The organism is Paenibacillus sp. MZ03-122A, from assembly GCF_024213325.1.
Taxonomy (GTDB): domain Bacteria; phylum Bacillota; class Bacilli; order Paenibacillales; family Paenibacillaceae; genus Paenibacillus; species Paenibacillus polymyxa_B.
This window is the reverse complement of record NZ_JANAVI010000015.1, coordinates 62,867-89,413: the sequence shown is the minus strand read 5'-3', so window position 1 is coordinate 89,413 and position 26,547 is coordinate 62,867. Positions and strand designations below refer to the sequence as shown.

Genomic DNA, 26,547 nt, shown 5'->3' with positions numbered 1-26,547 from the left:
TGTTTAAAACTAAAAAGCCCCTCTCTCAGTCGCTATCGACCCGAAAACACCGCTACTTCGGTTGCTTTCATGAGAGAGGGTAACGTTATTCATCAATCACAACTGAAAAATAGGAGAAATGGAGGGAGCACCTTTAGGAATAGCAGCCAGTGATCCATTTTCTTTGTGTAGGTTCGGCACCTGCTGCCAAATAGTGCTGGGAATCTCTCGCCGCAGCACAGGGATGATATCCTCGGCAAACCGATGCAACTGTTCAAGCTGCTCCTGCTCTTCAAGCCCATCCACGCTTATGCTAAGTACCTGATGGCCGAACGCAGTATAATAGTTTCGTATTTTTTCAAGAACGCTGTCCGCAGAACCAATCAGAACTGGACCGTTGCGGATATTGTCCTCCAAACTTGTAAACGGGGATTGATTATGCTGAGCCGCCGTCGTCGAGTGGTATGCATCATAATACGGGCGATAGCGTCTGATCGCTTCCTCGTCTGTATCCGCCAGATACAAACTCCCGGCTCCGGCACCAATTACGGCCCGAGCAGGATCATGACCGTAATAAGCCAGCCGTTCACGGTAATGATCAATTATGGCTTTATACTTGGCCTGAGGATGGAAAGAATTTGAGGAAAATAACGGCTCTCCATATTGTGCAGCCAGCTTCGTCGATAATGTACTTGAGGCACTTCCATGCCATATCGGAATTTGCTGTTGATACGGGCGTGGCTGTGTCGTGACCTGATACAGCGGGGACCGATAGCTGCCCTCCCACGTAACCTCTTCCTCGCTCCATAGCCGTTTGAGCAAACGATAGCGTTCTGCTAGCGACTCCCACTGTGCTTCCTCCGTAATTCCAAACAACGGATAATGGCGTGGATCATTGCCTTTTCCGATAATCAGTTCTAATCTTCCACCCGATAAATGATCCAGTGTCGCATAATCCTCAGCTACGCGTACCGGGTCAAGAATACTAAGCACCGTTACCATCGTCAGCAGACGAATCCGTTCAGTTCTCGCTGCTATAGCGGTCAGAACGAGTGGAGGTGAAGACGACAAAAAAGGCGCACCATGCCGCTCCCCCACACCATACGCATCAAAACCAAGCTCCTCTGCGAGCACAGCCTGCTTTATTACATTTTGGAATTTTTGCTGCGAACTCCGGGCTTCTCCGGTAATCGCATTAGGCAGATTAGCCATTAGGCTGAATAATACAAACTTCATAAGCTCCTGCCCCCTTCTGCGAACGAATCGGCTTCTTCGTTCCCTATGATCGCGTCTAATTTCGATTAGCTGTCTCGGCTTCATTTTTTTCACGAATGTAGGTGGAGAATAATTCAGGATTCACCACTTTACGCAGTAAATGCATCGTCCCGTCCCCTGTTCCATGGTCAAAAGCATGGATACGTTCATATCCCCAACGCTCGTACATGGATAGCAAATAGGGATGCTTTTCCGCAGTCGCCAGTGTCACAGCAGGAGCACCGACCTTGTCACGAATAATCGTTTGCTCTACCCAATTCAGCAGTTTTTTCCCATATCCTTTGCCCTGGGCAGCCGGGTCTACAGCAAACCACATCACAAACGGTAGATCGGTTATAAAATTAAGGGCTCTATTTTTGAGATGGCTAACGGTAGCCTGAATAACACCGTCTACTTCCAGCACATAGCAATCATTATTTTTAATGTTTTCTTGAATGAGAGCAACGTCTGCCTGAGCGGCAGGCCATTGAAGCTCCAACTGCCGAATTGTTTCATACGCCTCATACGTCACATACTGCAATCTTTCTGCGTCCTCCTGGAGTGCCAGACGATAGATTTCACTCATACTAACCCGCCTCCTTCTAATGTTTTTATAAAACGAGTGAACCACTATATAACTATTCCCATCTATTTAATAAGATATAAAAGTTAACATAACTGTAGCATGCTCACCATTCAGCGACAAATTAATTTTTTCTATAACTCCATTTAAAATAACAATAGCCCCTCGAAAGATGGGAATTCGTTAATTAAAGTCAAAACGCAAAAAAGCCCGAAAATCGGGCTCCTCTACTTTCTAGACGAATAAAATGCTGGTCTTAGCTCCGGCATTCAAAACAAACCATGTATACTGTATTACTCCGCAGGGGCAGTAAAGCTGCGTTTGGCAAACTCGCTGTCCAGCATATAAAAGGCGTTGCTGTCTCTTTCAATGCGCTTAAGCTTCTGGATAACACTGTCGAACAGAGCTTCCTCTTCGACTTGCTCATCAATAAACCATTTCAGGAAATGGATCGTTGCATGCTCGCGTCCATCGAGGGCCAAGTCAGCCAAATGATAAAATTTTTGCGTGTTTTGCTGCTCATGCTTGTAGCCATGCTCAAATACGTCCAGCATGGAATCGTAGCTATTTTTCGGCTCCGGCAATGCAGCCAATGTGGCGCGTCCTCTACGGTCATTAATGTATTTATACAGTTTCATCGCATGAAACCGTTCCTCCTCAGCTTGTACCAGGAAGAAGTTTGCAAACCCATCCAGACTTTCACTGGAGCAATAAGCAGCCATCGCCAGATATACGTGAGCGGAGTAAAATTCAAAGTTCATTTGCTCATTCAGAGCCTGTGCCAAATTGTCATTCATGTCTCAGGTCACCTCGGTCATGTATGTAGTGATGTAACGATCATAGTGTATCACGAATCCGATCACAAAAAAATGGACGGAAGTGAATTCAGTGCTCTCACGTTCCGTCCGCAATTTCCACAATCAGTTCACAATCAAGGCTCCAGCCCCCAGACACGTTTGTCGTTTATATACAAAGGTGCTTTGTCCCAATCCGTATAAGATGTCTTGGTTGGATCATAGGAAAAATCATCACTTTCGTTATAGTTACTCCAATCCGCCTTGTTCATGCGAATCTGAATATCCCCTGTGTTTTCCCCTGCTGCCAGACTTCCCGCACCAGCTCCAAAGGAGATTTCCAGATAATAATCTGCGCCTGTAACGGCCTTATCCAGTTTCACAAAACGTCCCTGAACGTTACTACTGCCCAAATGTGCATAGTCACAATGGAATTCCTGTGACTTGTCGCCATCTACAGTGTAATAGTATCGCAGCTTGACATTTTTCAGATCAACTGCCTCTTTACCCTTGTTTACTACACGGAACAGTGGCCGAATCTGGTTATCTTCCGGGTTGGTGTCACCCACCCGGTATTGGGCAATCACATCTCCCGTTCCTGGAATGGGTGCTGCCGTAGGCTTGGCACTGACCTCGGCAGAATCCGGGCTGGTTCCTAAAGAATTTGTTGCACTTGCCACATAATAATAAGTGGTTTCATTCACCACTCCTGTATCCTTGTAAGTGCTGTCTGTTACGGTTGCTACTGTGGTATAAGGGCCACCACTGGTTGTCGAGCGCTTGACCGTATAGCTATCGGCACCCGTCGCTTTGCTCCAGGTCAGTGTAACCTGAGCATCCCCTGCATTTGCCTTCACATTTGCCGGAGCTTTGGGAGCTGTCGGCTCGGTTGGTCCACTACCGTTAATGAGACGGTCATACTCGGCATAAGCCGTTGCCATATCCACTTGGGACCAGAAACGATGATACGTAAATTCTGGAGCGCCTTTATCCCATTTTTTGGTCTGATTGTTCCAAGAAGTCGTGTATTTATCTTTGAGATAAGACCATTGCAGATCTTTAGTGATATTAGGCCGGATGTCACTATAGCTGGAATACGTACCATTACCGCCTTTGGACGGATCAGACGGTGTAGCGTCTGTGCCAGGGATCGTGTTGCCTTGTCCAGTCTTACCACTCCAGCCGCTCGGAATATACACTTCTTTCGTGAAATAGCGATAATAATCCTCGCGCGCTTCCTTCGTTGTAATGCCTATACCATCGTTATAACCCCAGGCAGCATCAAGCAAAGCTTTAGACAGATCCTTAGCTTCCTTGCCTAACTCGGAATAGTCTCCTTTTTCAGCTTTCGTTCCAGCAGCAAAAAAAGTAAGTGCTTTAACATAGCTGCCCAGCACTCCGGCATCCTGCCCTGGATTCTTTGTTACCACATGGAGATTGGTATTCCCTTTATGATTGGCAAATCCGCTCCAGGTTTCAGGCTTTCCGCTCCATTCCAGATTGCTCGGCAGCCAGAATTCCCCTTTAGCTGCTGTAGTAGCCACTTTCGGATTCTTGCCACCCAGAATACGCTTACCTTGAGCGTCCAAATAGTATCCCTGTGCATCAGTCACAGGCCGTTCGTTGGCAAATACATAGTTCTTGGACCACGCTATCCAGTTTTCCGTCACTTGTTTAGCCATTTTAAACTGCTCGGACGAAGTATCCCCTTTCTTGGCTAAAATGTAGTACAGCTCGGCAACCCGCTCGACAGGCCAAGCCTGCATCCCGAACCAGTTGTTCGACGGTGGATCGTTATATACAGGAGCCCCTGTATAAGCCATGCCATAAAAGGTACTTGTGCCAGATGGATAAGCCTTGTAGGCACCATCCCAGCTATTCGTCGCTCCGCCTGCAATGGCCCCCTCATCGGATTGCAGCCAAGTATAAAACTCCAGTTGGCGCTTCAGCGAGGTCGCCCAGTCCTGTCCCGCCGTTGGTGAATTCGGTATTAATCCACCATCTTGATCGGACAACGCATACGCTGCGACGACATTTTGGTAGCCCTGATGCGCATGGCTGGCACCAATTCGCCAAGCCCAGTTGCCGCTTTGGCCAAGTCCGCCGCCCCAAGCCGTATACCATGCCATCAGGTAAAGACTGGCATCCTTGCCTGTACCAGCAATAGGACTTCCATTGGAAGCGCTTCCGGTTTTCTGGAAGTATTTATCGTACATGCCATACCGCAAAAAGTCTCCCATCTTTTTGGCTTTATCCAAATATACGGAGTTGTCATATCCCAATTCCTTTGCCCAGTACATCGCTTGGACTGCCCGTGCATCTGCATCGGTGGCATTCGTGTAACGCCATTGCTGTGCCGGGGCATTATTTTCCTTGGTGAACAGGCTCATAAATCCTTCATTAGGCTTGCCAAACTTATGATTATCTTGTGATGGATGCGGTACAGCCTCCCAGACTGATTCCTGTTCCCCACGCTGGAAGGTGTTTACATAGGCAGCTGTATGCGACGGATTCAGAAGATTGCCGAAGCCGTACCAATTATCCACATCCAACAACCAGTGCATCAGATAAGTCTGGTTGTTGCCATAGGTTGCCTTCAGCTCAGAGTCCAGTGGATCCTTGCCAGCACCATACTGACCACTCAGGCGGCTTGGGTACTGATCCGGCTGCGAATATTCTGCGGCATAAGTGGCGGGGCTGGTCGGATTATAGTTACTCATTGTCGGTTGTTCTTCCTTACCGTCGCCTTCATTAACAGGAATGATATATTTCTCCATGTTGTCCCATGCGGATTCCAAATGTCCCCAATCCCCGGTATAATGACCATACAGCACTTCCAGCCACATCCAGTAGCTGTACGCTTCCGAAGTCGTTAAGTGTCCGTAATCCGGAGCCTCGCTCATGAGCGTTTCAACGGAATGATAAGGGATGCCTTCTTTTGAAAAGTATCCGCTAGCCGGATCCTTCAGCTGTTTATATAGTTGTAGAAAACGTGTCGATTCCGGTGTTGCGGCTGATGCACGGTCGGGTCCTGCCTGAAATAAGCCCAAGGTTAACGAAAGTACCAAAATGGCTGACATGACCATAGAGACAGATTTCCTGAACACGGATTTTCTCCTGATCACTTTTGCATTCATCCTCTCCATTATCAATTTTGGCTTTACACAAGATATTATTCCGAAAAACGACAGCATAAAAAGACAGCATCATCACCTCACTTTCCCGTAAAAAAGGTGGAGGACACGCTGTCTATTGCTCCAAATGCTTCGCATTGGCCCTGGAAAAAATATATCATACTAGGCGCCAGATGAGAGTCGAAAAATTCTATAAGTTTAGAGATTCACAAGGAAAATTGACGAAATCGATTGGAATCGGTACTATTTCACAGGGAGGCGTTAAAACATGAAAATTTTGCTATTGCTTGGTTGTATCGTGATGTTTTTAGCCGTAGCTCTGGGAGCGTTCGGCGCGCATGCATTGAAAAAAAGACTTTCCGCAGACATGCTCAGCATATTCCAGACAGGAATTCAATATCAAATCGCTCATGGACTGGGTTTGCTACTGCTTGGAGTTCTTGCTGACAGCCTTGTCCATTCTTCTCTCATCGTAACCGCAGGTTGGGTTATGCTGGTGGGTATTCTCCTGTTTTCCGGCAGTCTGTATGCCCTTAGTATATCCGGTGTGAGAAAGCTTGGGGCAATCACCCCCATTGGCGGGTTGGCTTTTTTGGCAAGCTGGGTCATTGTAATCGTGGCGGTTGTGCAAGGTTAAAGAAGGATAAAGGAACGGAGACTTGGAAAAGGAGGCGCTTCCAAGTCTCTCAATTATTAACGTAGCATTCCTGATTATATGAAAGAATGCACTATCTCGTCTGCACTTGTTGCGCTTTCTGAGCGGCTATCCGATGACCTTCGATATAACGTCTGGATTCAGCCATCTCATGCTCCTGAGCAGCTTCCATAATAATATGAACCCCCGGCTTGTACTGCTCCAGTAGTTCCATGTAGAGGCCATAGTTCATGTCTCCAAAACCCGGCGGCACCGTCTCAATTTCACCTGACGATGACAACCGCCGGTCTTTGGCATGCGCTGCGATAATCCGGGGGCCCAGCAGTTGGAAAGCTTCGCGGATGATCTCATCCTGTTGCGCCAGATTTTCCGTTTTCAGCAGATTACCCGGATCAATCACAACACCGATGTGTGAAGAAGGTACTTCCTCCAGAAAGGTAGCCAACTCTACGGCGGTTCCGACCAAGTGATCGTTTGCAGCTTCCAATCCTACGAATACGCCCCACTTCTCCGCTTCATCTGCTAATTCACGCACTACTTCCCTTACAACTCTCCAGTCACGATCCGTATAGGCGGTACCGTCCTCATTACGTCCGACTTCAGCTGCAACCATTGGTGCTCCTAACAGACCTGCATATCGGATCAGCTCTTTGAAGCGCTCTACATTTTCACGCAGCAATTCCTCATCCTGTATAAAAAAATGTAAATAGCACCCGAGCACTGATATGGATACACCATGCTTACGAAATTCTTCTGCGATAGACAGTGCCAATCCCGGATTGAACTTACCCGGTTTATTAAAATCTACATCACTGATCGCTCTCCACGGAGCCAGCTGAGCATGAGTAAAGCCCGCTGCGCCTACCTTTGCAGCCAATTCACGATAAGGCAACTTGCCAAACAAATGTGCCAATACACCTACTGTCACTAAAAATCACCTCTTATTTTTATTGTTGTATGGTACTTGTTACCGTACTCTGCTCCAAGGTCTCATTGATGATGTGCGTAATCCGTTCCACTTCATCATGAATAAAAAAGTGTCCTCCCTCAAAGGTAAACATACGAAATTGCTGATCCGTATGGTGTGCCCATGCCTCCGCATCTTGTAAGGTCACCGTGTTATCGGTCATTCCCGTCAAAGCGGTGATAGAACAATGTAAAGGTGCGGCTTTAGCCATGTACTTATACAACTCGACAGCTTTGAAATCCGCTCTTAACACTGGCATAAAATAGTCGTATAATTCCCGATTGTCAAAAATCGCTTCCGAAAGCTGACCGTACCGCTGCAAATGCGTCCTGAACTGATCTGCGGGCAGATCGTGTAACCACGGGGAATTTCTTGGGACATGCGGTGCCCGTCCACCTGAAACGAACAGATGAGCAGGCTTTCCATATCCACTCGCCACCAGCTTGTAGTACAGCTCGAATGAGATCATCGTCCCCATACTGTGTCCGTATATGGCATAAGGATCGCCCGGGGCTATCTCTTCGCTGATCTTGTGCAACAGATCCTCGCTCATCTCCTCAATGCTTTCCTTTAGCGGTTCCCCAGAACGAATACCTCTGCCCGCTAATTCCAGTGGAACAAGCTTGATCTGCGGAAGTAGCAACTTTTTCCATTTGAAGCTGACCGACGCCGATCCGCCTGCATACGGGATAAAAAATAATGTGATAGGTGCCATTCTTGCAACCTCCTGCCTTGCTAAGTTCTAACTTTTTCATTTTAGCATAAAAAGGTATATTTACCCATTTCAAATATTTTGCAAATTCCAGAAGAATGCTTGAGAAAATCAAGCACATTTTGTATAAGGCAGGAAATGTCTTTCTAAAGAAAGAACGGCTTTATCTTCGAATATAATCATGTGTTGGGTCTTTTGACGGGTACAGCGGCATGGAACTTTATAGCTATTACTCAATCCATTCTCGGTATTCAGCCTGAATGGGATGGTCTGCGTATTGATCCGTGCATTCCTACAGCCTGGGACGAATTCACAGTCACCCGTGTCTTCCGCGGTGATACCTACGTGATTCATATCACGAATCCACAGCATGTCTCCAAGGGTGTAGTTACAGTTACCTTAGATGGCACCGTCCTTACGAATAATACCCTGTCGGTTGCAGGGGACGGGGCTATCCACCAAGTAAAAGTGTTGCTAGGCTAACAAGTTCATGGCCTTCAAAAAAATTAGCTTCAACTTCATCACATAGTATCTTATAATACGAGAATGGCTAAAGATACATTAAGTGTGGTGACATCATGAACAAGACAAAACGGCTTACTCAAACCATGGATTACAAAACAAAACAAGCCCGCTGGGTGCGCAAAATGTTATTACTATATTGGATGATTATAGCTGTACATTTTATCGTCCAGCTGGGCAGCTACTTATTTCTTGATTACCACGCTTCGCCTTATGAATTTTACGTCGGAACCCTTATTATTCCCACGCTAATCATGAGTGGTTCCAACTTACTGGCAGAGTTGGCTCATTTTAAATTTAACAGGTATTCTTTTGCGATCCTGTTTATGGCAAGCACCGTCATTTGCTGGATGATTATTCGCCTAAATTATGATATCCGGATTATTCCTGCGCTATGTTTGTTGCCTATTTTCTCTTCTATTCTGTTCTTCAATCGTCGCTTAATATGGCTTTCCTTTGTATTGCAAGTGGTCGTCTTTTTTCTGTTGCTGGCAGCAGATGAATCATTCCGCAGCTATTTGTCAGACTTTGATATCGTGGCGATTCCAACCTTTTTAATTATGTCCACCTTTCTTGCTCTCATTATTCAGGCCAGCGGCCGCGATTTGTTAGTGGATTTGTATAAAACAAAGCGTGCCCAACAGGAATTAATGATCAGTAACGCGATTATCAGCAAAATGTCAATGACTGATGGTTTGACAAAGCTGTACAATCATTTGTCCTTTCAAAACTTTTATGAAAAAGCACTCGAATATGCCGAACAAGGCGCGATCATCCATCTGGCGTTAGTGGATATTGATAATTTCAAGAAGATCAATGACACTTACGGACACCAGTTCGGAGATAAAATTTTGGAAGGCATCTCGCAAATCATTACAGAACAGATTACCGCAAATGACATTGCAGCTCGCTATGGCGGTGAGGAATTTGCTATTTTGATGTTCGAGCATACTTTCGAAGAAGCTTATCAGATCGTCGAAAACATCCGGCGTGAAGTGGAGAAAATGACCTTTCAGGAGAAATTGCAGCTCGTTTCTGTAACCGTAAGCATTGGACTGAAAAGCTATACAGAGGAAATGAACAAAGATAAAGATGTATTTTTTCAGCAAGCAGATGACTATCTGTATCAAGCTAAGCGCTCTGGGAAAAACAAAATTGTTGCTCTTAATCATATCGCTTAATGTAAAAACACTTCATTTGATGGACTCCGGCATGAGCTTGCCGGAGTCTTTTGAATATAGAGCTTAAAATGTAATAGAGTTGACAATTCCATAAGTTGAAACTAAAATTGTTACATATGTATTGGTTATTTACTTACAATAAATAAGTTCGAAGGAGATGGTTTTTAAATGTCAACCCTCGTTATTGTCGTTCACCCTGATCTTGCGCAATCTCGCATTAACAAAAGATGGGTGCAAGAACTCAAGAAACAATCCGACGTGACCGTTCACAACCTCTATGAAGTATATCCAGATGAGCAAATCAATGTCGCCCAGGAGCAGGAACTGCTAGAGCAGCATGACCGTATCGTTCTGCAATTCCCTTTTTACTGGTACAGCACTCCTTCCCTGCTGAAAAAATGGCTGGATAAGGTTCTAACCTACGGCTGGGCTTATGGAAGCGAAGGTGGCAAGCTACAGGGCAAAGAGTTGTTGATCGCCTTGTCTGCTGCCAGCGTTGAGGAAAATTATCAACATGACGGACGGAACAGGTATACGATCGAAGAGCTGTTGAGACCTCTGGAAGCTACAGCCCATATGATTGGTGTCAAATTGCTCCCTTATTTCGTACAATATGGTGCTGCAGTATTGACCGATGAGCAACTAGAACAATCCGCACAAAAATACGCGCAAACGGTTATTTCTTAATTTTTTACTAGAAAGCCCCTTGGACGGCGCCCGCCATACCTGCTTTACAGCAGACGGCAGCTCCAGCCAAGGGGCTTTACTGATCGATTTACATCGTAACCAAGGTACTGGTTACCTGTGCCATACTTTCTTTAATAATTTCGCAGCCCTTACGCAAGTTTTCCAAGCTTATCGTTAACGCTGGCATAATTTTAATTACCGTATCGTTACGCCCAGCACGTTCAATAATGAGTCCCCTACTAAAGCAGAGAGACGCTACCTCCTTGGCGAACGCTTCTCCCAGATGAGACACATCAATCCCCCAGATCAATCCCATGCCACGAATTTCAATAAGAGGATCTATCGATTGGATATGTTCACGCAAGAACTGCTGAACAAAAGCCTCTTTTTCCTTCACTTGTGCTTCCAGCTCTACCGTATCTCTGAACTCCAGCGCAGCCTTTGCCCCGACGAAAGCAAGCTGATTTCCACGGAAAGTACCGTTATGCTCACCCGGACTCCATATATCCAATTCTGGCTTGAGTAGCAACAGAGACATTGGCAATCCGTATCCACTGATCGATTTGGACAAAACAACCATATCAGGAACGATTCCCGCCCGCTCGAATGAGAAGAACGATCCAACCCGGCCGCAACCGACTTGAATATCGTCAACAATGAGCAAAATATCATGATCATCGCACAGCTGTCGCAAATCACGCAGCCATTCGGTCTCTGCAATATGAATACCGCCTTCAGCCTGTACCGTTTCCAAAATGATCGCGGCAGGCTTTTCCACACCCGAATGGGTGTCTGTTAAAAGCTGCTCCATATACAAAATGGTATCCATTCCGTTAAATGTACTGTTATAAGGTATAAAGGTAACATTGTTCAGGGGTACCCCTGCGCTCTCTCGCATGGAGTTGTTGCTGGTAATAGATAAGCTACCCAGCGACATTCCGTGGAACGCACCCATAAAAGCGAAAATACCATTTCTGTTTTTCACCTTGCGTGCAAGTTTCAGTGCTGCTTCCACTGCATTGGTTCCGGTCGGTCCGCAAAATTGCAGCTTATAATTCAAGCCCTTGGGCTGGAGAATACGCTCTGAAAAAGACTCCATAAACTCTTGCTTGGCCGTCGTGTACATATCCAGACCATGCATAATCCGATCGGAAGTTAAATAATCCAATATCCGGTTTTTCATAAAATCATTATTGTGCCCATAGTTCAAAGCCCCTGCACCGGCAAAAAAGTCAATGTACCCCTTGCCTGCCTCCGTGTACAGTACATCGTTTTTAGCTTTGTTGAAAACAACTGGAAAACTTCTGCAATAGGATCTTACATTGGACTCCAGCACTTCGAATGTGTTCATGATCTCTCGTCCTCCCGCTGACCTGATTTTAAAAAATACAAGCATGGAAAGCAAAAAAATGTAAATATGTAATCTAAAAGAGTAGACAGTCTGAATTCACAATGGGATATCCACACCAAAGAATCATAAGTATGATCGCAAGAACAATTAAAGTACGAAAATTAAATACAGAGATAGCACATTGAGAGTAAGTTAGTAGAAGATTAAATAGTGGGTTTTTCTAAGAGGCCTATCAGAGGATGTCAACTCCTATGTAATAAAATACCATAATTTTCATTTAAGTCAATGCATGTTTCTGAGGTGTTTTGTTAAATTTTTGTAATTTATCATCAACGCCTTGTAGTATATTGTTATAAGAAAACGAAAATTGTCGTATTATAGAAATAAATCTCAAAAATAGTACATTTCCATATCAAATAGATATATATCTGGACTATTTGTCCACAGGATTGCCACAACAAGCCTGATCTTTTGACAGACTGTCCAAAGGAGTTTACTCTATCAACAGGACCTGCCAAAAACTTGTTGTAAACATTGCAGTTATCCTAACTATTTCGCTCGAATTTGATAGAAAGATAAGGAAATATGATCATGTCTAATGTTTTAATTATTGAAGATGACAATATGCTGGGAGATACCCTTTCCTTGTATTTAACAGGAGAAGACTACAATGTTACTCGAGTGGAACAAGCGTCTGAGGGTATTGCTAGGCTTGAGATCGTACAGCCCGATATTATTTTGTTGGATCTGTTGCTTCCAGATTTGGATGGAATAAATCCCTGCCCACTGATACGCAAGCATACGGACGTGCCCATCATCGTGATTTCTACAGAAAACAACATATCAGAGCGCATTCGTACACTTACGTTGGGAGCAGATGATTATATTTGCAAGCCTTTTAGTATGCAAGAGCTAAAAGCACGGATGGAGGCTCTTTTCCGTCGTATTGAAATCACACGCTTGCAAGGAAGAGGCAGAGCACCTGAACCTGAAACGGGCATTACTTTGGATCTAGCGAAAAGAATGATTACCGTTAACGGACAGAATGTGGAGACAACATATTCAGAATTTGAGCTCATGAAGCTTTTTTATTTGAACCGGGGAATTGTATTCAGCAGGTATGCTTTGATTCAAGCTCTCCGCGGCACAGACTCCTTTATTAATGAGAGGGCTGTGGACGTACATATTAACCATTTACGCAGAAAAATTGAAAAAGACCCTAAGAAACCGCAATTGATCAAGACCATCTGGGGAATCGGCTACAAATTTATGCAATAATACGGTCAGCTCCAGGGAAGTGATGACTTGATCTGATTAATCTCCTTCTGAACCATACTGAGTTGCTCTTTCCAGTCTGGATACAGTTCACCTGTTGAGGTTTCATCGCTGCGCTTCAATGCCTTTTCCAGCTCTATCACCTTTGCCAGCAGCTCTGCCGCGCATAGATTCCCCGTTCCTCCCTTAAGCGAGTGGATTAATCGAAGAGCAGAAGATAACTGCCCATTGCCCATTTTTTTCAGTACTCTCTTATCAAGATGCTGGTATTCTTGAATCCATTTATAAAGGGCAAATTGAAAAATGTACACCTTGCCATCCATAGCGGCTATCGCCTGATCTGCGTGAATACCATGTAAATCTTGCAGCCATGCTAAGTTAATCCAACTAGTTAACACTCTAGCAGCGGTCAGTTCATGGATAGGCTTGAGAAGCACGGCATTAATACCGGCACGAAGACAAACTTCCTGTTCATGCTGCACAGCATCAGCGGTAAAAGCGATAATGGGAAGCCTGTTAAAAGCTTTGTTTCTCCGAATATGTCTCGCCGTCTCAAAACCATCCATCTCTGGCATATGCAGATCAAGCAACACCATATCCCAGTAACGCAGTTCCAGTAACGCTATTAGTTCTCTTCCGTTCGTGACCATCGTTACCTCAAAGTTACGCTCTGCTAAAAACTCGGTAATCACCACCTGGTTAATTTCGTTATCCTCTGCTATGAGAATTTGATACTTCTGTGTTGTATCCCCCATCTCATTGCGGGAACTCATGGTCACATGAGTCTCCAGAGTATTACCATCTACAGGCACTGACTGTTCCTTCTTCCAGCAGAGAACCTCCAGCAGAGCGTTCCGGGTAACAGGCTTGGACAAAAAGGCATCGATCCTATGATCCATGTCCCCAGCAGCTATGGTTTCCATCTGAAACACGGTTGTAAGTCCAATGATCTGAGTTATCTGCCTATCCAGCATTTGAAGCCATTGCCTCCGGGAGTCCAGTTCTCTAAAACCTTCCATCCCCATATCAATGATAACAAAATCAAAATGCTCACCCTTTTGAAAAGCGTCCATACTTTCTTGGAAGGATGAAATAGTGAATGGTTTTAGCCCCAAATCTTGCAGTAATTCGTTCAAACTGTACCTCACCAGTTCATGCTGCGCAACAATTAAGGCTTTGCCTTTGATTTGTTTTTCTATTCGTGTGCTTCCCGCATTCAATTCCCCGGTATCCAACTCGACATTAAAGTAAAATTGACTGTACTCTCCTAATTGGCTTTTCACCTCTACTTTCCCGCCCATAGCTTCAGCCAAATGCTTGCTAATGGCCAAACCCAGCCCAGAGCCCCCATATCTGCGGCTGGTTGAGGTACTCGCCTGGATAAAAGGGACGAATAGCTTGTCCATACACGTCTCGGAAATTCCTATTCCCGTATCTTCTACCATAAAAGAAACGCCTACTCGTCCGCCCTGCTGACTGAGCATTTTCACCTGTAACAATACATGTCCCTGATCCGTAAACTTGATGGCGTTGGTCAGAAGATTTGAAAGCACCTGCTCCATTCGAAGCGGATCTCCCTTAAACCTTTTCGGTAACGCCAGGTCCGTTATAAATACGATCTCTATTTCCTTATCTTCCAGCAAAGTTCCAACGGTATCTGCGAGATGCCGAAGCATTTTTTCCGGCTCAAATTCTACCTTTTCCAGCTCCAGACTGCCGGCTTCCATTTTGGAAAAATCCAATACGTTACTGAGCATGGATGAAAGGGTACGCGAGGAGGCAAGAAGCTTGTGGAGGTAATCTCTTTGAACGGCAGTCAGTTCAGTCTTATTCAATAGCTTTGACAGACCGATGATTCCATTCAGCGGGGTGCGGATTTCGTGACTCATATGAGCCAAAAAAATGCTTTTCGCATGGTTAGCCTCGTCCATCTCCATTCTCTTCTGCCCGGAGGCTTTATACTCTGTAATATCCAACACGTGACCGATAACATACCTAGTAATCCCGTCCTCCTTAACCGGATGTAAGGTAATGAGAGCCGAATATTCCCAAAACTCCAATTCAAATACGGCTCGATCACCAAACCAGGCTTGCTTGTAGTATTGACTAAGCTGCTCCATCGTTTCAGAGGAAAGCTCCAATATGTCCCCGAGACGCTTCACATGCTCCCTTTTGTTGTAGTTGACTTGCAGATTCAGACCTACGCGCTCTAGCAATTCCCCTTCAAGCAGCCTATAATAAAATTCATCACCACTTTTCTCCAGCCTGAAGGTAAAACCCGGTTGGACCCGAAGTAAATTCAGCAGATCACGGTCTTTGTTTAACAAACGTTGTCCATATGTATACTTAGCGGTGGTTAAAGTGTGCACAAACAGAGTCATGAACATTAGACCAATCCCTAGCTCCAGCAAGCAGGTCAGCAGTGTTTTATCACTTATACCAATACATAAGAGCAGAATTCCTGCCACTCCATAAAATACACCTGCGATCGTCTGACGAACAAGCTGACGCTGAAAAATCAAAACTAACAATAATATCACGATAGCACATAGCATTAAATCTCGAACCAAGTGTTCGCCCCCCTTATAATCTTCCATGTTTTGTACAATAAATCGAAAATATAAAAAAACTCAGGACAGATTCCTTATGCCATAAGGCTTAAAGAACTGTCCCGAGCATTCATTGTACTATAGATTCCATAGGGTTCAAGCTCGTTTTAATATTTGAAACGACTGATCATCACCTTCAAATCAGTAGCCATGGTTGAAAGCAACTGTGCAGAAGCTGATATTTCCTCCATGGAAGCCAGCTGCTCTTGTGAGGAGGCGGCAACTTCCTCAGATGTGGCGGCATTACCGGTTGCAATCGTCGCAAGTTCGTTGGCTGTCGCTGCAATCTCTTGTACACTGGCTGATATTTGCTGTGCAATCGCAGCGACCTCCTCTACCTGAGGTGTTGTCTCTCGAATGCCTTCCATCGCATGACCCAACTTGACAATGGTTGCTTTGGAAATCTGCAGTCCATCCTGCACCTCAGTCGTAACCCTGTCCATCGTCTTCACTGTTGTTTCGGTTTCATGCTGAATTTCGGCAATCAAGGTGGCAATCTGTGTGGCGGATGTCTGAGACTGCTCTGCCAGCTTGCGCACCTCATCAGCAACGACGGCAAAGCCTTTTCCATGATCACCCGCTCTGGCTGCCTCAATAGCTGCATTCAATGCCAGCAGGTTTGTCTGATTGGAGATATCGCCGATAACCTTCGTAATTTCACCGATTTCATGAGAGCGGGCTTGCAAGGTTTGAATCATCTGGTTGGAACGCTCTACTGATTGATGAATGGAATTCATTTGCTCACCTGTCTGCTCAACAGACTTTCGTCCTTCCTCGGCTTGCAAGGCAGATCGTTTGGCCAAATCGGCTACCGAAATCGAGCGTTCAGCGATTTGGGTGATTCCTTGTGCAATTTCATCGAGGGCCACCGAATTATTTTCCAGCCCTGTAGTCTGCTTCTCTGCACCACTGGCTATTTCTTGCACAGCCTGGGACACCTGCTCACTTGCAGCACTGGTTTGTTCCGCGCTTATTGTCAGTTCATTCGAAGAAATTGCCACATGATCTGCACTGTTCCCTACGTTCTGAATGACAGATCGCAAGTTATTCTGCATATTTTGAAAAGCCACTCCTAATTCTCCGATCTCGTCCTCGCTCTTTACTTGAATGTCCTGTGTCAGATCTCCGGCGCTCACATTTACCGCTTGTTCTTTTAACTTTAAAATCGGTTTGATGATGGAACGGATCAGGAAATAAACGATGATAATACCAATCACAAGACAACCGATGATGGTTAGTAAAGTGCTGATCAAAATCGGTCCTGCTGCCTCATCGACTTCAGACAAATATAGCGTTCCGCCTATCTTCCAGCCAGTTAGCTTGTTAGTCGCATAGTTCATATATTTGGGCTGTCCTTCATACTCATACTCGTATTCACCAGTATCGCTCTGAAACATGCGTGATTCAATATCTGTAATTTTGGTGCCTGCTTCCTTCGTCGGATGTACAATGTAAGTATGGTTGCTGTCCAGCAATATAGCATAACCCTCATGACCTACTTTAATATTGTTCAACGTCTCTTTAATACCACTTATTTTCAGGTCAATGCCAATAACACCCGATCCATCTAACGTTGCCTTGGACACCGTAACCGTCATTTGCTTCGAGCTTGCCGAAAGATAGGGAGAACTAATCGCTGTCTTTGCTTGCTCCTTTATCGCTTTATCGTACCAAGGTCTGACTCGTGGATCATAATTATCCGGTAATTGCTTCTGTGGATAGGTTGTAAATTTACCGTCCTTCGTACCATAAAAAATGGATTCTGCTTCAGGATGAAGTGCAGCATATTGCTTAAAAAACTCTTCCAGTTTGGCCGCTTGTTCCTCCGTCTCTACCCGATTGCCTTTTAGTCTTTCTGCAAAATATTCTGCGTCATGTACCTTGGGTTCAATAGTACTATCAATAATAAAATTAGTGCGGATGATAGCCTGCTCGGCACTTTCTTCAATCTGGTTTCGAATCTGCTGACTAGCGCTCACAAACGACAAAGCCCCCACGATCATGGACGGTAAAATCAGAAATGCAATAAAGGCGACCATTAGCTTCGTTTTAAAATTTTTGCTGAGCATCCTTGCGACTAGCCACTTTTTCCCCGATAACTTCTTCATTAATAAACATCTCCATTTCATTACCTGGATTTCCTAACCTATGGCGAACCTCTTCGTCTTGCCGATGACGACAATCACCCGACAGACTCACTTTCACATTTTTCACATCTGCTGCTAAAACGCTTGGACATAAAAGATATAAACACGCTAGTTAAATAGGTATATGTACTTATTTTCGAAAACAGCAAGGCTGGTCGGAACCGGTTCTTTGATATAATATACCTAAAAAATATTAAAAAAAATGCGTAGCATATGTTAAGAAAATATTAGTTTCATCTCACTATACCTACCTCTTAATATGAAAATAATCCCCTTGAAGGTAGCAAACATAGGGTCATTTTCGAAAATCACCTTATGCTTACTACCCCCGAGGGGATTAGGTTTGATCGCTTTATTCAGTTCAATCCAACAACACCTTCAGATCTTCAAGCCTAGTAACAGGTGCCTGACAGGTAAAATGCTCACACACATATACAGCTGGTTTGCCTTCCACAAGATCGTAATCACGGATATAAGAAACCGTCTCTGCAATCTCCGACTGTCCTTCATCCTTCAAAATAACGACCGTATTCGGCCTGAACCCCGCTCGAATCGCCTGAATGAACTGTACGGTCTGCGGATCGTCCCTATGACCTACAATCACAATCTCTTTTGTCGTTCCTGTTGCATACAACAACGCGCTGAGCAAGGCTGAGCAGCCTGACGGGTAATGAGCAACCATGCCGCCAAAAGCCTTAAACTGCTTGGCTGCATAATTCTCCAATCGGGATTCACCCGTTAGCCGTGCAAGCCGCACAAAATTATGAGCCGCAATGCTGTTACCCGACGGAATCGCACCGTCATAGATTTCTTTAGGCTTGGCAATTAGCTGCTCACTATCTGACCCATAAAAGAATAATCCGTCCCGTTCCTCATCCCAGAATAAGTCGATCATATTTTGATTGAGCGTCAACGCCCGTTGCAGATACTCTATATCGAAGGTCGCCTGGTACAGCTCGATCAAGCCCCACACATAAAAAGCATAATCATCTACATAACCGGGATAAGCTGCTTCTCCGTCCCGATAACGTGCCAACAGCCGTCCATTCTCCTGTCTCAAATGATTCCACAAAAACGTCTCAGCCTTCCGAGCTTGCTCTGTATATCTTGTGTCTCCAAAAGCTTGTCCCGCCTTCGCAAGAGCAGCAATCATCAACCCGTTCCACGAGGTCAAAATCTTGTCATCCTTATGAGGATGAACCCGCTGCTTTCTGGCAGCAAACAGCTTGGCGCGCAGCTCACTAACCCGCTGCTCCAGTTCCTGCTCAGTCAAGTCATGCTTGATCCGATAGGCTTCCAGATTGATATCAATCAGGTTTGGAATGTTGTGGCCTTCAAAATTGCCGTAAGGTGTAATCCCATACAAATCGTTGAAAAAGGCGGCATCCTCATCGCCTAGTATAGCCCTTACCTCAGAGTGGTCCCAGACATAGAATCTCCCCTCTTCTCCTTCGGAATCCGCATCCTCCGCCGAATAAAAGGCACCTTCTGCATCCGTCATGTCTCTTGCGATATATGTAAAGATTTGTTCTGTAATCCGTCGGTACAGTTCCTTGCCTGTCACCTGCCAAGCTTCTGTATACGCGATGGCCAACAGAGCATTGTCATACAGCATTTTTTCAAAATGCGGCACCAACCATTTCTCGTCCACGGAGTATCGTGAGAACCCCATGCCTACGTGGTCGTAGATTCCGCCACGGTACATCGCATCTAGCGTTTTCTCTGCCATTTCCAGTGCCTGTTGATTCCCCGTATGCTGTGCATATCGCAGCAGAAAAGACAGGTTATGCGGAGAAGGGAACTTAGGAGCTTCCCCGAAGCCGCCATATTCCTTATCGAAGGTGTGGCTGTATTCATGGAAAGCTTTATTCAAGCTCTGTTCATCCAGTTCACCGCGATAACCTGCAAGCAAGTCCTGCCGCTCATGCTCGGTTAGCACCTGCTCACTCAGCTCCACCAGCTCTTCGGGCTGTTCTTTCCACCGGGCGCCCACCTTGTTCAGCAACTCCAACAGTCCGACACGGCCATACTTTTGCTCCTTGGGCAAATACGTCCCCGCAAAAAAAGGCTTCTGATCCGGCGTCATCAATATTGTCAGTGGCCAGCCTCCATGCCCTGTCATCGTCTGGCAGATGGACATATAGATATGATCCACATCTGGACGTTCTTCACGATCCACCTTAATGGATACGTAATCCCTGTTTAATAGCTCAGCCACTTCTTCATCCTCGAAAGATTCTCTCCCCATTACATGGCACCAATGGCAAGTGGAATAGCCAACAGATAGGAAAATAGGCTTGTTATCACGTTTAGCAATTTCAAAAGCCTCATCTGACCAAGGGAACCAATTTACCGGATTGTGAGCATGCTGTAGCAAATACGGTGATTTTTCCTTGGATAGTCTATTCGGTTTGCTGCTCGTTGTCATGGGACATCACCACTTCCGTAGTTGGATTTTATGCTTGGTACTATTTTACCCTAAATGGGTGGTAAAAGTCGGAAGAGATGAAAAAAAGATGATATCAGATTAGAATTAATATATTATTAAGAAGTATCAATGACTCTCAACCGTATCTATCCATAAATTGTTTATTCAGATCATAAGTAGGTATGAAAAAGCACTGATGGATATTCTTCATCAGTGCTTTATATACTGCAGTCGTACCTTATTAGCGTTTAGCATTATACTCATTAGAATTTATATCAAAGATCTCCAGCGCTTTCAGTAAGGCGTATTCACTTGTTCTGGCCCCTTCTTTTGAAAAATGTGCATCCGGAAACGCAGGAGACATATGATGGTACCCGGGATAGACATGTAATTCCACTAAGACTCCATCAAAAGCCAGTTGTTTGGCAAAAACCAATGCTTCATCAATGAATAAATCAATGGTACCTATATTTATATAAGTCGGTGGTAACCCGGCCAATGACTTAGCACGGGCCGGCGCATAATACTCATTTACCTCCTCTTGACCCGGTTCTTCCCCCAATACAGATTTCCAGCCAAAATAATTACTTTGTTTTGTCCAAATAAACTCTCCTGCGTATGGATGCTCTGGTGCGGTACTTGTCCGATCGTCTAGCATTGGCCTCATCAATCTTAGATGATGGATTTCGAATTCCTTCTGATCACGAATGTACAAGGCTAGGCCAGCCGCCAGACCGCCGCCAGCGCTGCTGCCCCCTACGGCAACTTTCTGAGTATCTATCCCTAACTCTTCCGCATGTTCAATACACCATTTTAGGCCCGAATAACAATCCTGTAACTGACTTGGCTGCACATGCTCTGGTGCTAGGCGATAGTACACGGATACACAACAGAAACCATGTTGTGCAGCAAGAGATGCATTAGCAGGACGATCCACGACTGGACTTCCTAAGACCATCCCGCCTCCGTGTATCGAATAATATAGAGGCATCTTATGATGCTTTGAATGTTTGGGCTTAATGATTTCTATTTGAATATCTGGACCACTAAAGTAACTTGGCACAACCTTTTTTTCTAATGTAATAGGGAACATCTGCGTTACATCTATTTGTTGCATCATTTGAGATTGATTTTTACGTGCTTCCATTAGTGTAGATTCGGTAAGATCGGTTGTTGGTATTAAATCAACTGCACTGATAATTTCCGGATCAATCAGATGTCTACTTCTACTTTTTTGCTCTCCCATAGTAATCGTTTCCTCACTTTCTTGTTTTAAGACAATGAATCAATACATTTTTCCCTTTAATTGTTGCTGTTGTTTATATTCATATTTTAAAGATTAAAATAAGCTTAATAAATGAAAACAACGATTTAGAATCATTTTTGGCATAAAAACAATAATGAAAAATGGAGTACAGCCTTTGAAATAGAATGGGTCTGTTGGATCATCGGGGAGGGTGAACGGAATTTTGGGATCAAGAACGGTATGTAAAAAAGCTCAAGAGAGAAAATGAAATGCGAACACATATCAAACCTTTTGCCAAACAAAAAGACGTGAACGGATTGATTTTTCACCACGATCATCCGGTCACGCCCTAAGCTCACCATGTTATGAGGCCAAAATTAAATTCATTGACGCGAGTATAGCACCACGCCACTTTGCAAACTAGGTATTTTTATGTGAATACACAATTTTCTTAATGGTTTCGGTAGAGAGGAAAAACTCCGTAGCTAATTGCTCGATACTGCTGCTATTTTGAAAAGCATTTCTGATTGCAGCATTTCGCTGTTCAAGCAACCTTCTCCCGCCACTCAAACTTCCCCAATCCATATATTCCGTTTTTGGCTTAGGAATATACAGCGTCTCTCCTTGAACATATTTTTGGATTTCCATAATTAGTTTTTGAGGTAAAACTTTTGTAGCATTCGTATATCTCAATTTTGCTCGCCCCTTATTTTGATTCTTAAAAATAAGGTGCAAAGCCAAAAATATTAAAAAAGCTTGTAGCGTTAAAAATTGTTTCGCCCCATACAAAGTAACGCTTTCCTAATAATTGGCTTTGCATGAGTGTAAGAAGTCACAGACAATCCCAATAGATTCTCCATCAGTAGGCACCCCCTTTTACTTCGCAAGTATAGCATAACTTCTGCTCACCTGGGACCAGCTAAATGATATCAGTACAATCAAACCATTAAAATTGAGCTGATATATAACTGATCTTCATTCGTTTATGAGGTGTTGCCGGGACTTTTGTTTGCCCGACTCTTGTTATTCGCAAGCCGATGTTTTATATTGACATAAGAGTAGGTCAAAAATAAAAGAGGTGAACGGACGAGATGTCTCCACGTACGAAGGAACAAAACGAAGAGATCCGGCTGCGGCGTCTGGCGCAAATCCGAAAAGCCGCTGCCGATGTGTTTTTAAATAAAGGGCCTTTACTGGAAATCCGCGATGTGGCCGTGCAGGCGGGACTCGGCTATGGCACGGTATACCATTATTACAGCAATAAGGGCAATTTGCTCCACGATCTGCTGTGGGACGCGTTGGAGCGGGCCGGGGAATGGCTGGAGGTCCCGCGCGCTTCGGCTTCGGGGGAGGCGCTGGCAGGCGGGCATTTCGGCTTGGTTGCTGCGGCGAACACCGGGAACTCGGCTGCCGCGGATTCCCAAAGCAGCAGCCGCGAAACGGCCGCTTCCACAGAGCTTGGCTCCGTCGCCGTCGCCAGCATTCGACTGCTGCAGCTTTGGGCGGAGGACCACGCCTTGTACCTACTGCATAAGCTGGCCGGTGAGGGCTTTGCCTCGCTGCCTGAAGCGCGCTCTGCCCCACTCTCGGCTGCCTTTCGCCGGGAGGTGCTCGCGCCGCTTGCCTCGCTGCTGGAAACCGGTCGTGCGGCGGACGGGGCTGCCGCTTCCGGCGGAAACGCGGCTGAGCCACCGTATCGGCTACAGCGCGCGGAAATGCTGCTGGCCGCCTTGGTCGGCTGCGCGTCGCTTTCGCTTCGCCGCGGAAAGCTGCACGAAGAGGCCAAAGATATCGTCCGGTTTTTAAAATTATAGAATTGATAAGGAGCGAATAGACAAAAATGATCATTTTAAAATCACCTAGGGAAATCGAAGAGATGAAGCCGGCGAGCCAAATCGTTGCGGACTGCTACCGCGAGGTGGCCAAACTGATCGAGCCTGGGATCACCACCCGGGAAATCAATGACTTTGTTGCCAGACACATCACCAAGCTGGGTGGCAAGCAGTTTACGAAAGGGTACAACGGTTTCCCCGCCGAAACTTGCATTTCGGTCAACGATGTGGTGGCCCACGGCATTCCTTCGAACCAGGCGCTTATGGACGGTGACTTGCTGAAGCTCGACATCGTCGTGGAATATGGTGGATGGTTTGGCGATTCGTGCTGGTGCTATGCGGTGGGCAATATCCGGCCGGAAGCGCAAAAATTAATGAAGGTGACAAAGGAATGCTTGGATATGGGGATCGCCCGGGCACTCCCGGGGGGCCGGCTCGGCGACATAACGTCGGCGATTCAACAACATGCGGAAGCGAACGGGTATTCAGTCGTACGCGATCTGCTGGCGCATGGGATCGGGCGGAGCCTGCACGAGGAGCCGAGCTACGAGCATATCGGCGTAGCCGGCAAAGGCATTCGGTTAAAGGAAGGCATGGTGTTTACGATTGAACCGATGCTCAACGAAGGTACGTTCCGTATCACGATCGACGACGATCAGTGGACGGCGAGAACGGCCGACGGCAAGTTGTCGGCGCAATATGAGCATACGATCGCAGTTACTGCGGACGGACCACTGATTTTAACGGCCCAGCGAGAATAGAGGAGAACGGGCGGCAATGGGTCATTTTAGGAAATAAGTCGCCAACCCGCCCTCCTTGGCCTGACGAAAGTTCGTAATCCGAAACGCGAAAAAGCGCTGGTCCCAAGCTGGAACCAGCGCTTGTTTTATATGGTTTGTAACTTACCGATTTACGAAAAACCACGTTGTTATACGTTTTTTTATTATGCCTTTGGTATCGTGTTACGGATTTACACTCTCTGCTTTGCTAGCCTGTCTTACGTGTATTTTTTTCATTGCAAATCTTGCTATTGGCTGAGCGACCAATAGCTCAATCCAAAATGCTACACCAAAATTTCTAAACCAACTGTGAAAGAAGTTCTGAAAAGGTTCTAGGCTTATTTGTTTCGTACCAACCCAAGTTCCTATAATGGTTAGAAGCATAGATAAGACTGTAACATTCAATAAAGTATTCAATAAAACTCTAGCATTAAATCCATCTGTTTGTCCTACGAATTTGGGTATCACTTTACCCACTAACGGTCCTGCAACCAATCTTACTAACAAAACAACGATAATCCACATAAACGGAATAATCTTTAGCGTTTCTAAATAGTTTTCTTTACTAAAGCCTCGTTCCAATCCCATAATAATGGGGGCGATCGTGTTTACTGAAATAATTGAAATAATCAATAAAAATAATATACCTTCTTTTGCGTTTTGAGGCAGTCTTTCTTCCTTATACATATTGTTACCCTCCGAAATAAAAATATTTCAGATGGTAGACGTATCATGCGACATGTATTTTTGGTCATTAAAACTAGTACCAATATCTCTACACACTGATCTAACAATTATAACAACTTTTTTTAAACAAATAAAAGGGTTTTCTAAGCAAGTATAAAACTGATAAAGGAGTATATGAACCAGATGAACAATTTTCTAAATGAATTTGAGGAAAGATTTAGGGCAGGATTTTGGGATGATCTTAAAAGCATACTGGAAGAAGTGAAGAATGAGCAGGTTTACGCTTGTGCTTTTGGCACAGACAGCGATTTTATCACCTTGTTTCTTGCTGTTAATACGGAGGAATCACTTGTTAGACATATCACAAACATGAAAGCCCAAGACCTGTGCAACAGCAAGGAAGATGAAAATTATTATAGATGGGGATTAAGCGAATATCAATATGGCGATACAACACATCTCAATCATATTAGCAAATTTCTGTATGCAACCGAAAATGTGTTTGACTATAAAGATGAAATGATAAAAATTATGGCCAAGGTAGTTAAGGAAACAGACGATGTACTTTTTAATCAATGTGGCCAATCCAAAGAAGATATTATTTTTTTCGTGTCCATGACGGATGATGATATGGCCGAGGAACTGGAAAATCAGTCCGTAATTCAGATGACAAACGCCAAATTAGTTGATGGCTTCTTGCATCGTTATCAATAAAAGTACGTTTGGAATATTACACTCATTTCGTTTAGGTAGGTGGCTTTGCTAGACAAATTCGCAATGTGCTTGTCCTATGCGCTAGTACCCTCTTGATCTACACGGGGTAGTACTAGCGAAGCTGACACTACCCCCGGGTCAGAAACAACCACTATGATCAGCCCCGCATTTCTCTTCGCAAACTACGCCGCTATCATACTCATGGTATGGGAATCCGTTTGTTTTACTAACGCGAGACTCCGGTGCAGCTTATGATTGACGATTCCGATCACCACGTCCGGCTCCATTTCATCCTGATGGGAGAGCATAACCATTGCTGCAATATCTCCCATCTGATATGCCGCCGTCAACGCCCTTAGAAAAGTCTTCGAGTTTTCACTTTCCGGTAAGGATAACTCTCCTTTGAGGAGATCCTCCTTGGCTGCTTCAAGCGATTTTCGTGCCCGGTGGAGTGCAACTTTTACCGCTCCCTCCGTTGTTTCGAGCATGTCGGATGTCTCGCTAATCGAATATCCAAACACATCTCGCAGCAAAAAAACAGTTCTCTGAAGCGGAGATAAATGTTTCATTAAGGACTGCAACGCTATCTCTATTTCAAAAGATCCATGATCCGGTACAGTTACTTTCGCTTGTTCCCTATTCAATATTCGAGTGTAGACTGCTTTTCTCCGTATATCATCAATCCAGGTGTTCTTAGCAATTCGTAGCAAAAGTGCTTTGGGGTTTGTATGCTCGAAGCTATTTAACTTACCTAATGCTTTTATCCAAGTGTCCTGAGCCAGTTCTTCCGCATCCCAATTTGATTTCGTAAGCGACAGACAGTAACGTTTCAGGACCGCCTGTAATTCCTCCAAGTTCTCGATGTTTATTGTATTATCTGTCATTTGTATAGAATCATCTATGCGCATAGGTCCTCTCCTCCACGGTCTTATTCTGCCCTTTCCTAGAGCAAAGCCATTTGTTACCTCCAATGTAAACGAACAAGTGGTTGTAAAAGTTACACCGTTTACG

Annotated in this window: 21 protein-coding genes and 1 pseudogene; 8 read left to right on the top strand and 14 right to left on the bottom strand. The window is 44.9% G+C overall.

Going from position 1 to position 26,547, the window contains the following annotated elements; translation table 11 throughout:
* Positions 1–96: 96 nt before the first annotated feature.
* The 4 genes from NLX74_RS22305 to NLX74_RS22290 form a co-directional block, all read right to left on the bottom strand.
* Positions 97–1,215, bottom strand: coding sequence for an LLM class flavin-dependent oxidoreductase (locus tag NLX74_RS22305; protein ID WP_254330264.1), 1,119 nt, complete (start codon positions 1,213–1,215; stop codon positions 97–99).
* A gap of 55 nt (positions 1,216–1,270) precedes the next feature.
* The gene (locus NLX74_RS22300; RefSeq protein ID WP_254330259.1) at positions 1,271–1,819 is read right to left on the bottom strand and encodes a GNAT family N-acetyltransferase; all 549 of its coding nucleotides are present in this window, start codon (positions 1,817–1,819) and stop codon (positions 1,271–1,273) included.
* A gap of 290 nt (positions 1,820–2,109) precedes the next feature.
* Complete coding sequence (locus NLX74_RS22295) at positions 2,110–2,613, bottom strand: ferritin (protein ID WP_013310291.1); 504 nt, start codon at positions 2,611–2,613, stop codon at positions 2,110–2,112.
* A 134-nt stretch (positions 2,614–2,747) separates the two neighbouring features.
* Positions 2,748–5,696 carry a glycoside hydrolase family 48 protein gene (locus tag NLX74_RS22290; protein ID WP_254330318.1) on the bottom strand — a complete coding sequence of 983 codons (2,949 nt, stop codon included), beginning with the start codon at positions 5,694–5,696 and terminating at the stop codon, positions 2,748–2,750.
* A gap of 316 nt (positions 5,697–6,012) precedes the next feature.
* Here NLX74_RS22290 and NLX74_RS22285 point away from each other — a divergent pair, with 316 nt between their 5' ends.
* On the top strand, positions 6,013–6,381 hold the full coding sequence (locus NLX74_RS22285; protein ID WP_250268271.1) for a DUF423 domain-containing protein: 369 nt from the start codon (positions 6,013–6,015) through the stop codon (positions 6,379–6,381).
* 91 nt (positions 6,382–6,472) lie between these two features.
* Here NLX74_RS22285 and NLX74_RS22280 read toward each other — a convergent pair whose 3' ends face one another.
* Complete coding sequence (locus NLX74_RS22280) at positions 6,473–7,327, bottom strand: sugar phosphate isomerase/epimerase family protein (RefSeq protein WP_254330257.1); 855 nt, start codon at positions 7,325–7,327, stop codon at positions 6,473–6,475.
* 19 nt (positions 7,328–7,346) lie between these two features.
* Positions 7,347–8,081: a thioesterase II family protein gene (locus NLX74_RS22275; protein WP_254330256.1), complete on the bottom strand. Its 735-nt coding sequence runs from the start codon at positions 8,079–8,081 to the stop codon at positions 7,347–7,349.
* A gap of 192 nt (positions 8,082–8,273) precedes the next feature.
* On the opposite strand from NLX74_RS22275, the pseudogene NLX74_RS22270 reads away from it, so the two are divergent.
* The 3 genes and pseudogenes from NLX74_RS22270 to NLX74_RS22260 all read left to right on the top strand — a co-directional run.
* Positions 8,274–8,561: pseudogene (locus NLX74_RS22270) on the top strand (glycosyl transferase); the annotation flags it as partial.
* A gap of 95 nt (positions 8,562–8,656) precedes the next feature.
* Complete coding sequence (locus NLX74_RS22265) at positions 8,657–9,781, top strand: GGDEF domain-containing protein (protein WP_254327411.1); 1,125 nt, start codon at positions 8,657–8,659, stop codon at positions 9,779–9,781.
* A gap of 168 nt (positions 9,782–9,949) precedes the next feature.
* Positions 9,950–10,468, top strand: coding sequence for an NAD(P)H-dependent oxidoreductase (locus tag NLX74_RS22260; protein ID WP_069291891.1), 519 nt, complete (start codon positions 9,950–9,952; stop codon positions 10,466–10,468).
* Positions 10,469–10,556: 88 nt separating this feature from the next.
* On the opposite strand, the gene ectB is transcribed toward NLX74_RS22260, so the two are convergent.
* Positions 10,557–11,819, bottom strand: coding sequence for a diaminobutyrate--2-oxoglutarate transaminase (gene ectB, locus NLX74_RS22255; protein WP_061831657.1), 1,263 nt, complete (start codon positions 11,817–11,819; stop codon positions 10,557–10,559).
* Positions 11,820–12,410: 591 nt separating this feature from the next.
* Between ectB and NLX74_RS22250 the strand changes: the two genes are divergently transcribed.
* Positions 12,411–13,097 (top strand): response regulator transcription factor, encoded by a 687-nt coding sequence (locus NLX74_RS22250; protein WP_061831656.1) that lies wholly within the window; start codon positions 12,411–12,413, stop codon positions 13,095–13,097.
* A gap of 5 nt (positions 13,098–13,102) precedes the next feature.
* Here NLX74_RS22250 and NLX74_RS22245 read toward each other — a convergent pair whose 3' ends face one another.
* The 5 genes from NLX74_RS22245 to NLX74_RS22225 all read right to left on the bottom strand — a co-directional run bounded on the left by NLX74_RS22245 (position 13,103) and on the right by NLX74_RS22225 (position 22,217).
* Positions 13,103–15,664: a hybrid sensor histidine kinase/response regulator gene (locus NLX74_RS22245; protein WP_254330254.1), complete on the bottom strand. Its 2,562-nt coding sequence runs from the start codon at positions 15,662–15,664 to the stop codon at positions 13,103–13,105.
* 146 nt (positions 15,665–15,810) lie between these two features.
* Entirely contained in the window at positions 15,811–17,811 is a 2,001-nt protein-coding gene (locus tag NLX74_RS22240) for a methyl-accepting chemotaxis protein (protein WP_235306272.1), read from the bottom strand.
* A gap of 400 nt (positions 17,812–18,211) precedes the next feature.
* On the bottom strand, positions 18,212–20,278 hold the full coding sequence (locus NLX74_RS22235) for a thioredoxin domain-containing protein (RefSeq protein WP_254330252.1): 2,067 nt from the start codon (positions 20,276–20,278) through the stop codon (positions 18,212–18,214).
* A 241-nt stretch (positions 20,279–20,519) separates the two neighbouring features.
* The gene (locus NLX74_RS22230; RefSeq protein ID WP_250268261.1) at positions 20,520–21,524 is read right to left on the bottom strand and encodes an alpha/beta hydrolase fold domain-containing protein; all 1,005 of its coding nucleotides are present in this window, start codon (positions 21,522–21,524) and stop codon (positions 20,520–20,522) included.
* A gap of 420 nt (positions 21,525–21,944) precedes the next feature.
* Complete coding sequence (locus tag NLX74_RS22225) at positions 21,945–22,217, bottom strand: CD3324 family protein (protein ID WP_061831680.1); 273 nt, start codon at positions 22,215–22,217, stop codon at positions 21,945–21,947.
* A gap of 398 nt (positions 22,218–22,615) precedes the next feature.
* Here NLX74_RS22225 and NLX74_RS22220 point away from each other — a divergent pair, with 398 nt between their 5' ends.
* On the top strand, positions 22,616–23,338 hold the full coding sequence (locus NLX74_RS22220; protein ID WP_254330250.1) for a TetR/AcrR family transcriptional regulator: 723 nt from the start codon (positions 22,616–22,618) through the stop codon (positions 23,336–23,338).
* 26 nt (positions 23,339–23,364) lie between these two features.
* A complete protein-coding gene (gene map / locus NLX74_RS22215) occupies positions 23,365–24,117 on the top strand; it encodes a type I methionyl aminopeptidase (protein ID WP_254330248.1) in 753 nt (250 codons plus the stop codon).
* A 201-nt stretch (positions 24,118–24,318) separates the two neighbouring features.
* Here the strand turns inward: map and NLX74_RS22210 are convergent, their stop codons facing one another.
* Entirely contained in the window at positions 24,319–24,822 is a 504-nt protein-coding gene (locus NLX74_RS22210) for a DUF2798 domain-containing protein (RefSeq protein ID WP_254330247.1), read from the bottom strand.
* 183 nt (positions 24,823–25,005) lie between these two features.
* On the opposite strand from NLX74_RS22210, the gene NLX74_RS22205 reads away from it, so the two are divergent.
* Complete coding sequence (locus tag NLX74_RS22205) at positions 25,006–25,536, top strand: DUF4303 domain-containing protein (RefSeq protein WP_254330240.1); 531 nt, start codon at positions 25,006–25,008, stop codon at positions 25,534–25,536.
* Between the two features lie 182 nt (positions 25,537–25,718).
* Here the strand turns inward: NLX74_RS22205 and NLX74_RS22200 are convergent, their stop codons facing one another.
* A complete protein-coding gene (locus NLX74_RS22200) occupies positions 25,719–26,444 on the bottom strand; it encodes an RNA polymerase sigma factor (protein WP_254330234.1) in 726 nt (241 codons plus the stop codon).
* Between the last annotated feature and the right edge of the window lie 103 nt (positions 26,445–26,547).

Bases quoted from the DNA above. Each gene is read 5' to 3' on its own strand.
- NLX74_RS22305 (WP_254330264.1), bottom strand. From the start codon at position 1,215: ATGAAGTTTGTATTATTCAGCCTAATGGCTAATCTGCCTAATGCGATT.
- NLX74_RS22300 (WP_254330259.1), bottom strand. From the start codon at position 1,819: ATGAGTGAAATCTATCGTCTGGCACTCCAGGAGGACGCAGAAAGATTG.
- NLX74_RS22295 (WP_013310291.1), bottom strand. From the start codon at position 2,613: ATGAATGACAATTTGGCACAGGCTCTGAATGAGCAAATGAACTTTGAA.
- NLX74_RS22290 (WP_254330318.1), bottom strand. From the start codon at position 5,696: ATGGTCATGTCAGCCATTTTGGTACTTTCGTTAACCTTGGGCTTATTT.
- NLX74_RS22285 (WP_250268271.1), top strand. From the start codon at position 6,013: ATGAAAATTTTGCTATTGCTTGGTTGTATCGTGATGTTTTTAGCCGTA.
- NLX74_RS22275 (WP_254330256.1), bottom strand. From the start codon at position 8,081: ATGGCACCTATCACATTATTTTTTATCCCGTATGCAGGCGGATCGGCG.
- NLX74_RS22265 (WP_254327411.1), top strand. From the start codon at position 8,657: ATGAACAAGACAAAACGGCTTACTCAAACCATGGATTACAAAACAAAA.
- NLX74_RS22260 (WP_069291891.1), top strand. From the start codon at position 9,950: ATGTCAACCCTCGTTATTGTCGTTCACCCTGATCTTGCGCAATCTCGC.
- ectB (WP_061831657.1), bottom strand. From the start codon at position 11,819: ATGAACACATTCGAAGTGCTGGAGTCCAATGTAAGATCCTATTGCAGA.
- NLX74_RS22250 (WP_061831656.1), top strand. From the start codon at position 12,411: ATGTCTAATGTTTTAATTATTGAAGATGACAATATGCTGGGAGATACC.
- NLX74_RS22240 (WP_235306272.1), bottom strand. From the start codon at position 17,811: ATGAAGAAGTTATCGGGGAAAAAGTGGCTAGTCGCAAGGATGCTCAGC.
- NLX74_RS22235 (WP_254330252.1), bottom strand. From the start codon at position 20,278: ATGACAACGAGCAGCAAACCGAATAGACTATCCAAGGAAAAATCACCG.
- NLX74_RS22230 (WP_250268261.1), bottom strand. From the start codon at position 21,524: ATGGGAGAGCAAAAAAGTAGAAGTAGACATCTGATTGATCCGGAAATT.
- NLX74_RS22220 (WP_254330250.1), top strand. From the start codon at position 22,616: ATGTCTCCACGTACGAAGGAACAAAACGAAGAGATCCGGCTGCGGCGT.
- map (WP_254330248.1), top strand. From the start codon at position 23,365: ATGATCATTTTAAAATCACCTAGGGAAATCGAAGAGATGAAGCCGGCG.
- NLX74_RS22210 (WP_254330247.1), bottom strand. From the start codon at position 24,822: ATGTATAAGGAAGAAAGACTGCCTCAAAACGCAAAAGAAGGTATATTA.
- NLX74_RS22205 (WP_254330240.1), top strand. From the start codon at position 25,006: ATGAACAATTTTCTAAATGAATTTGAGGAAAGATTTAGGGCAGGATTT.
- NLX74_RS22200 (WP_254330234.1), bottom strand. From the start codon at position 26,444: ATGCGCATAGATGATTCTATACAAATGACAGATAATACAATAAACATC.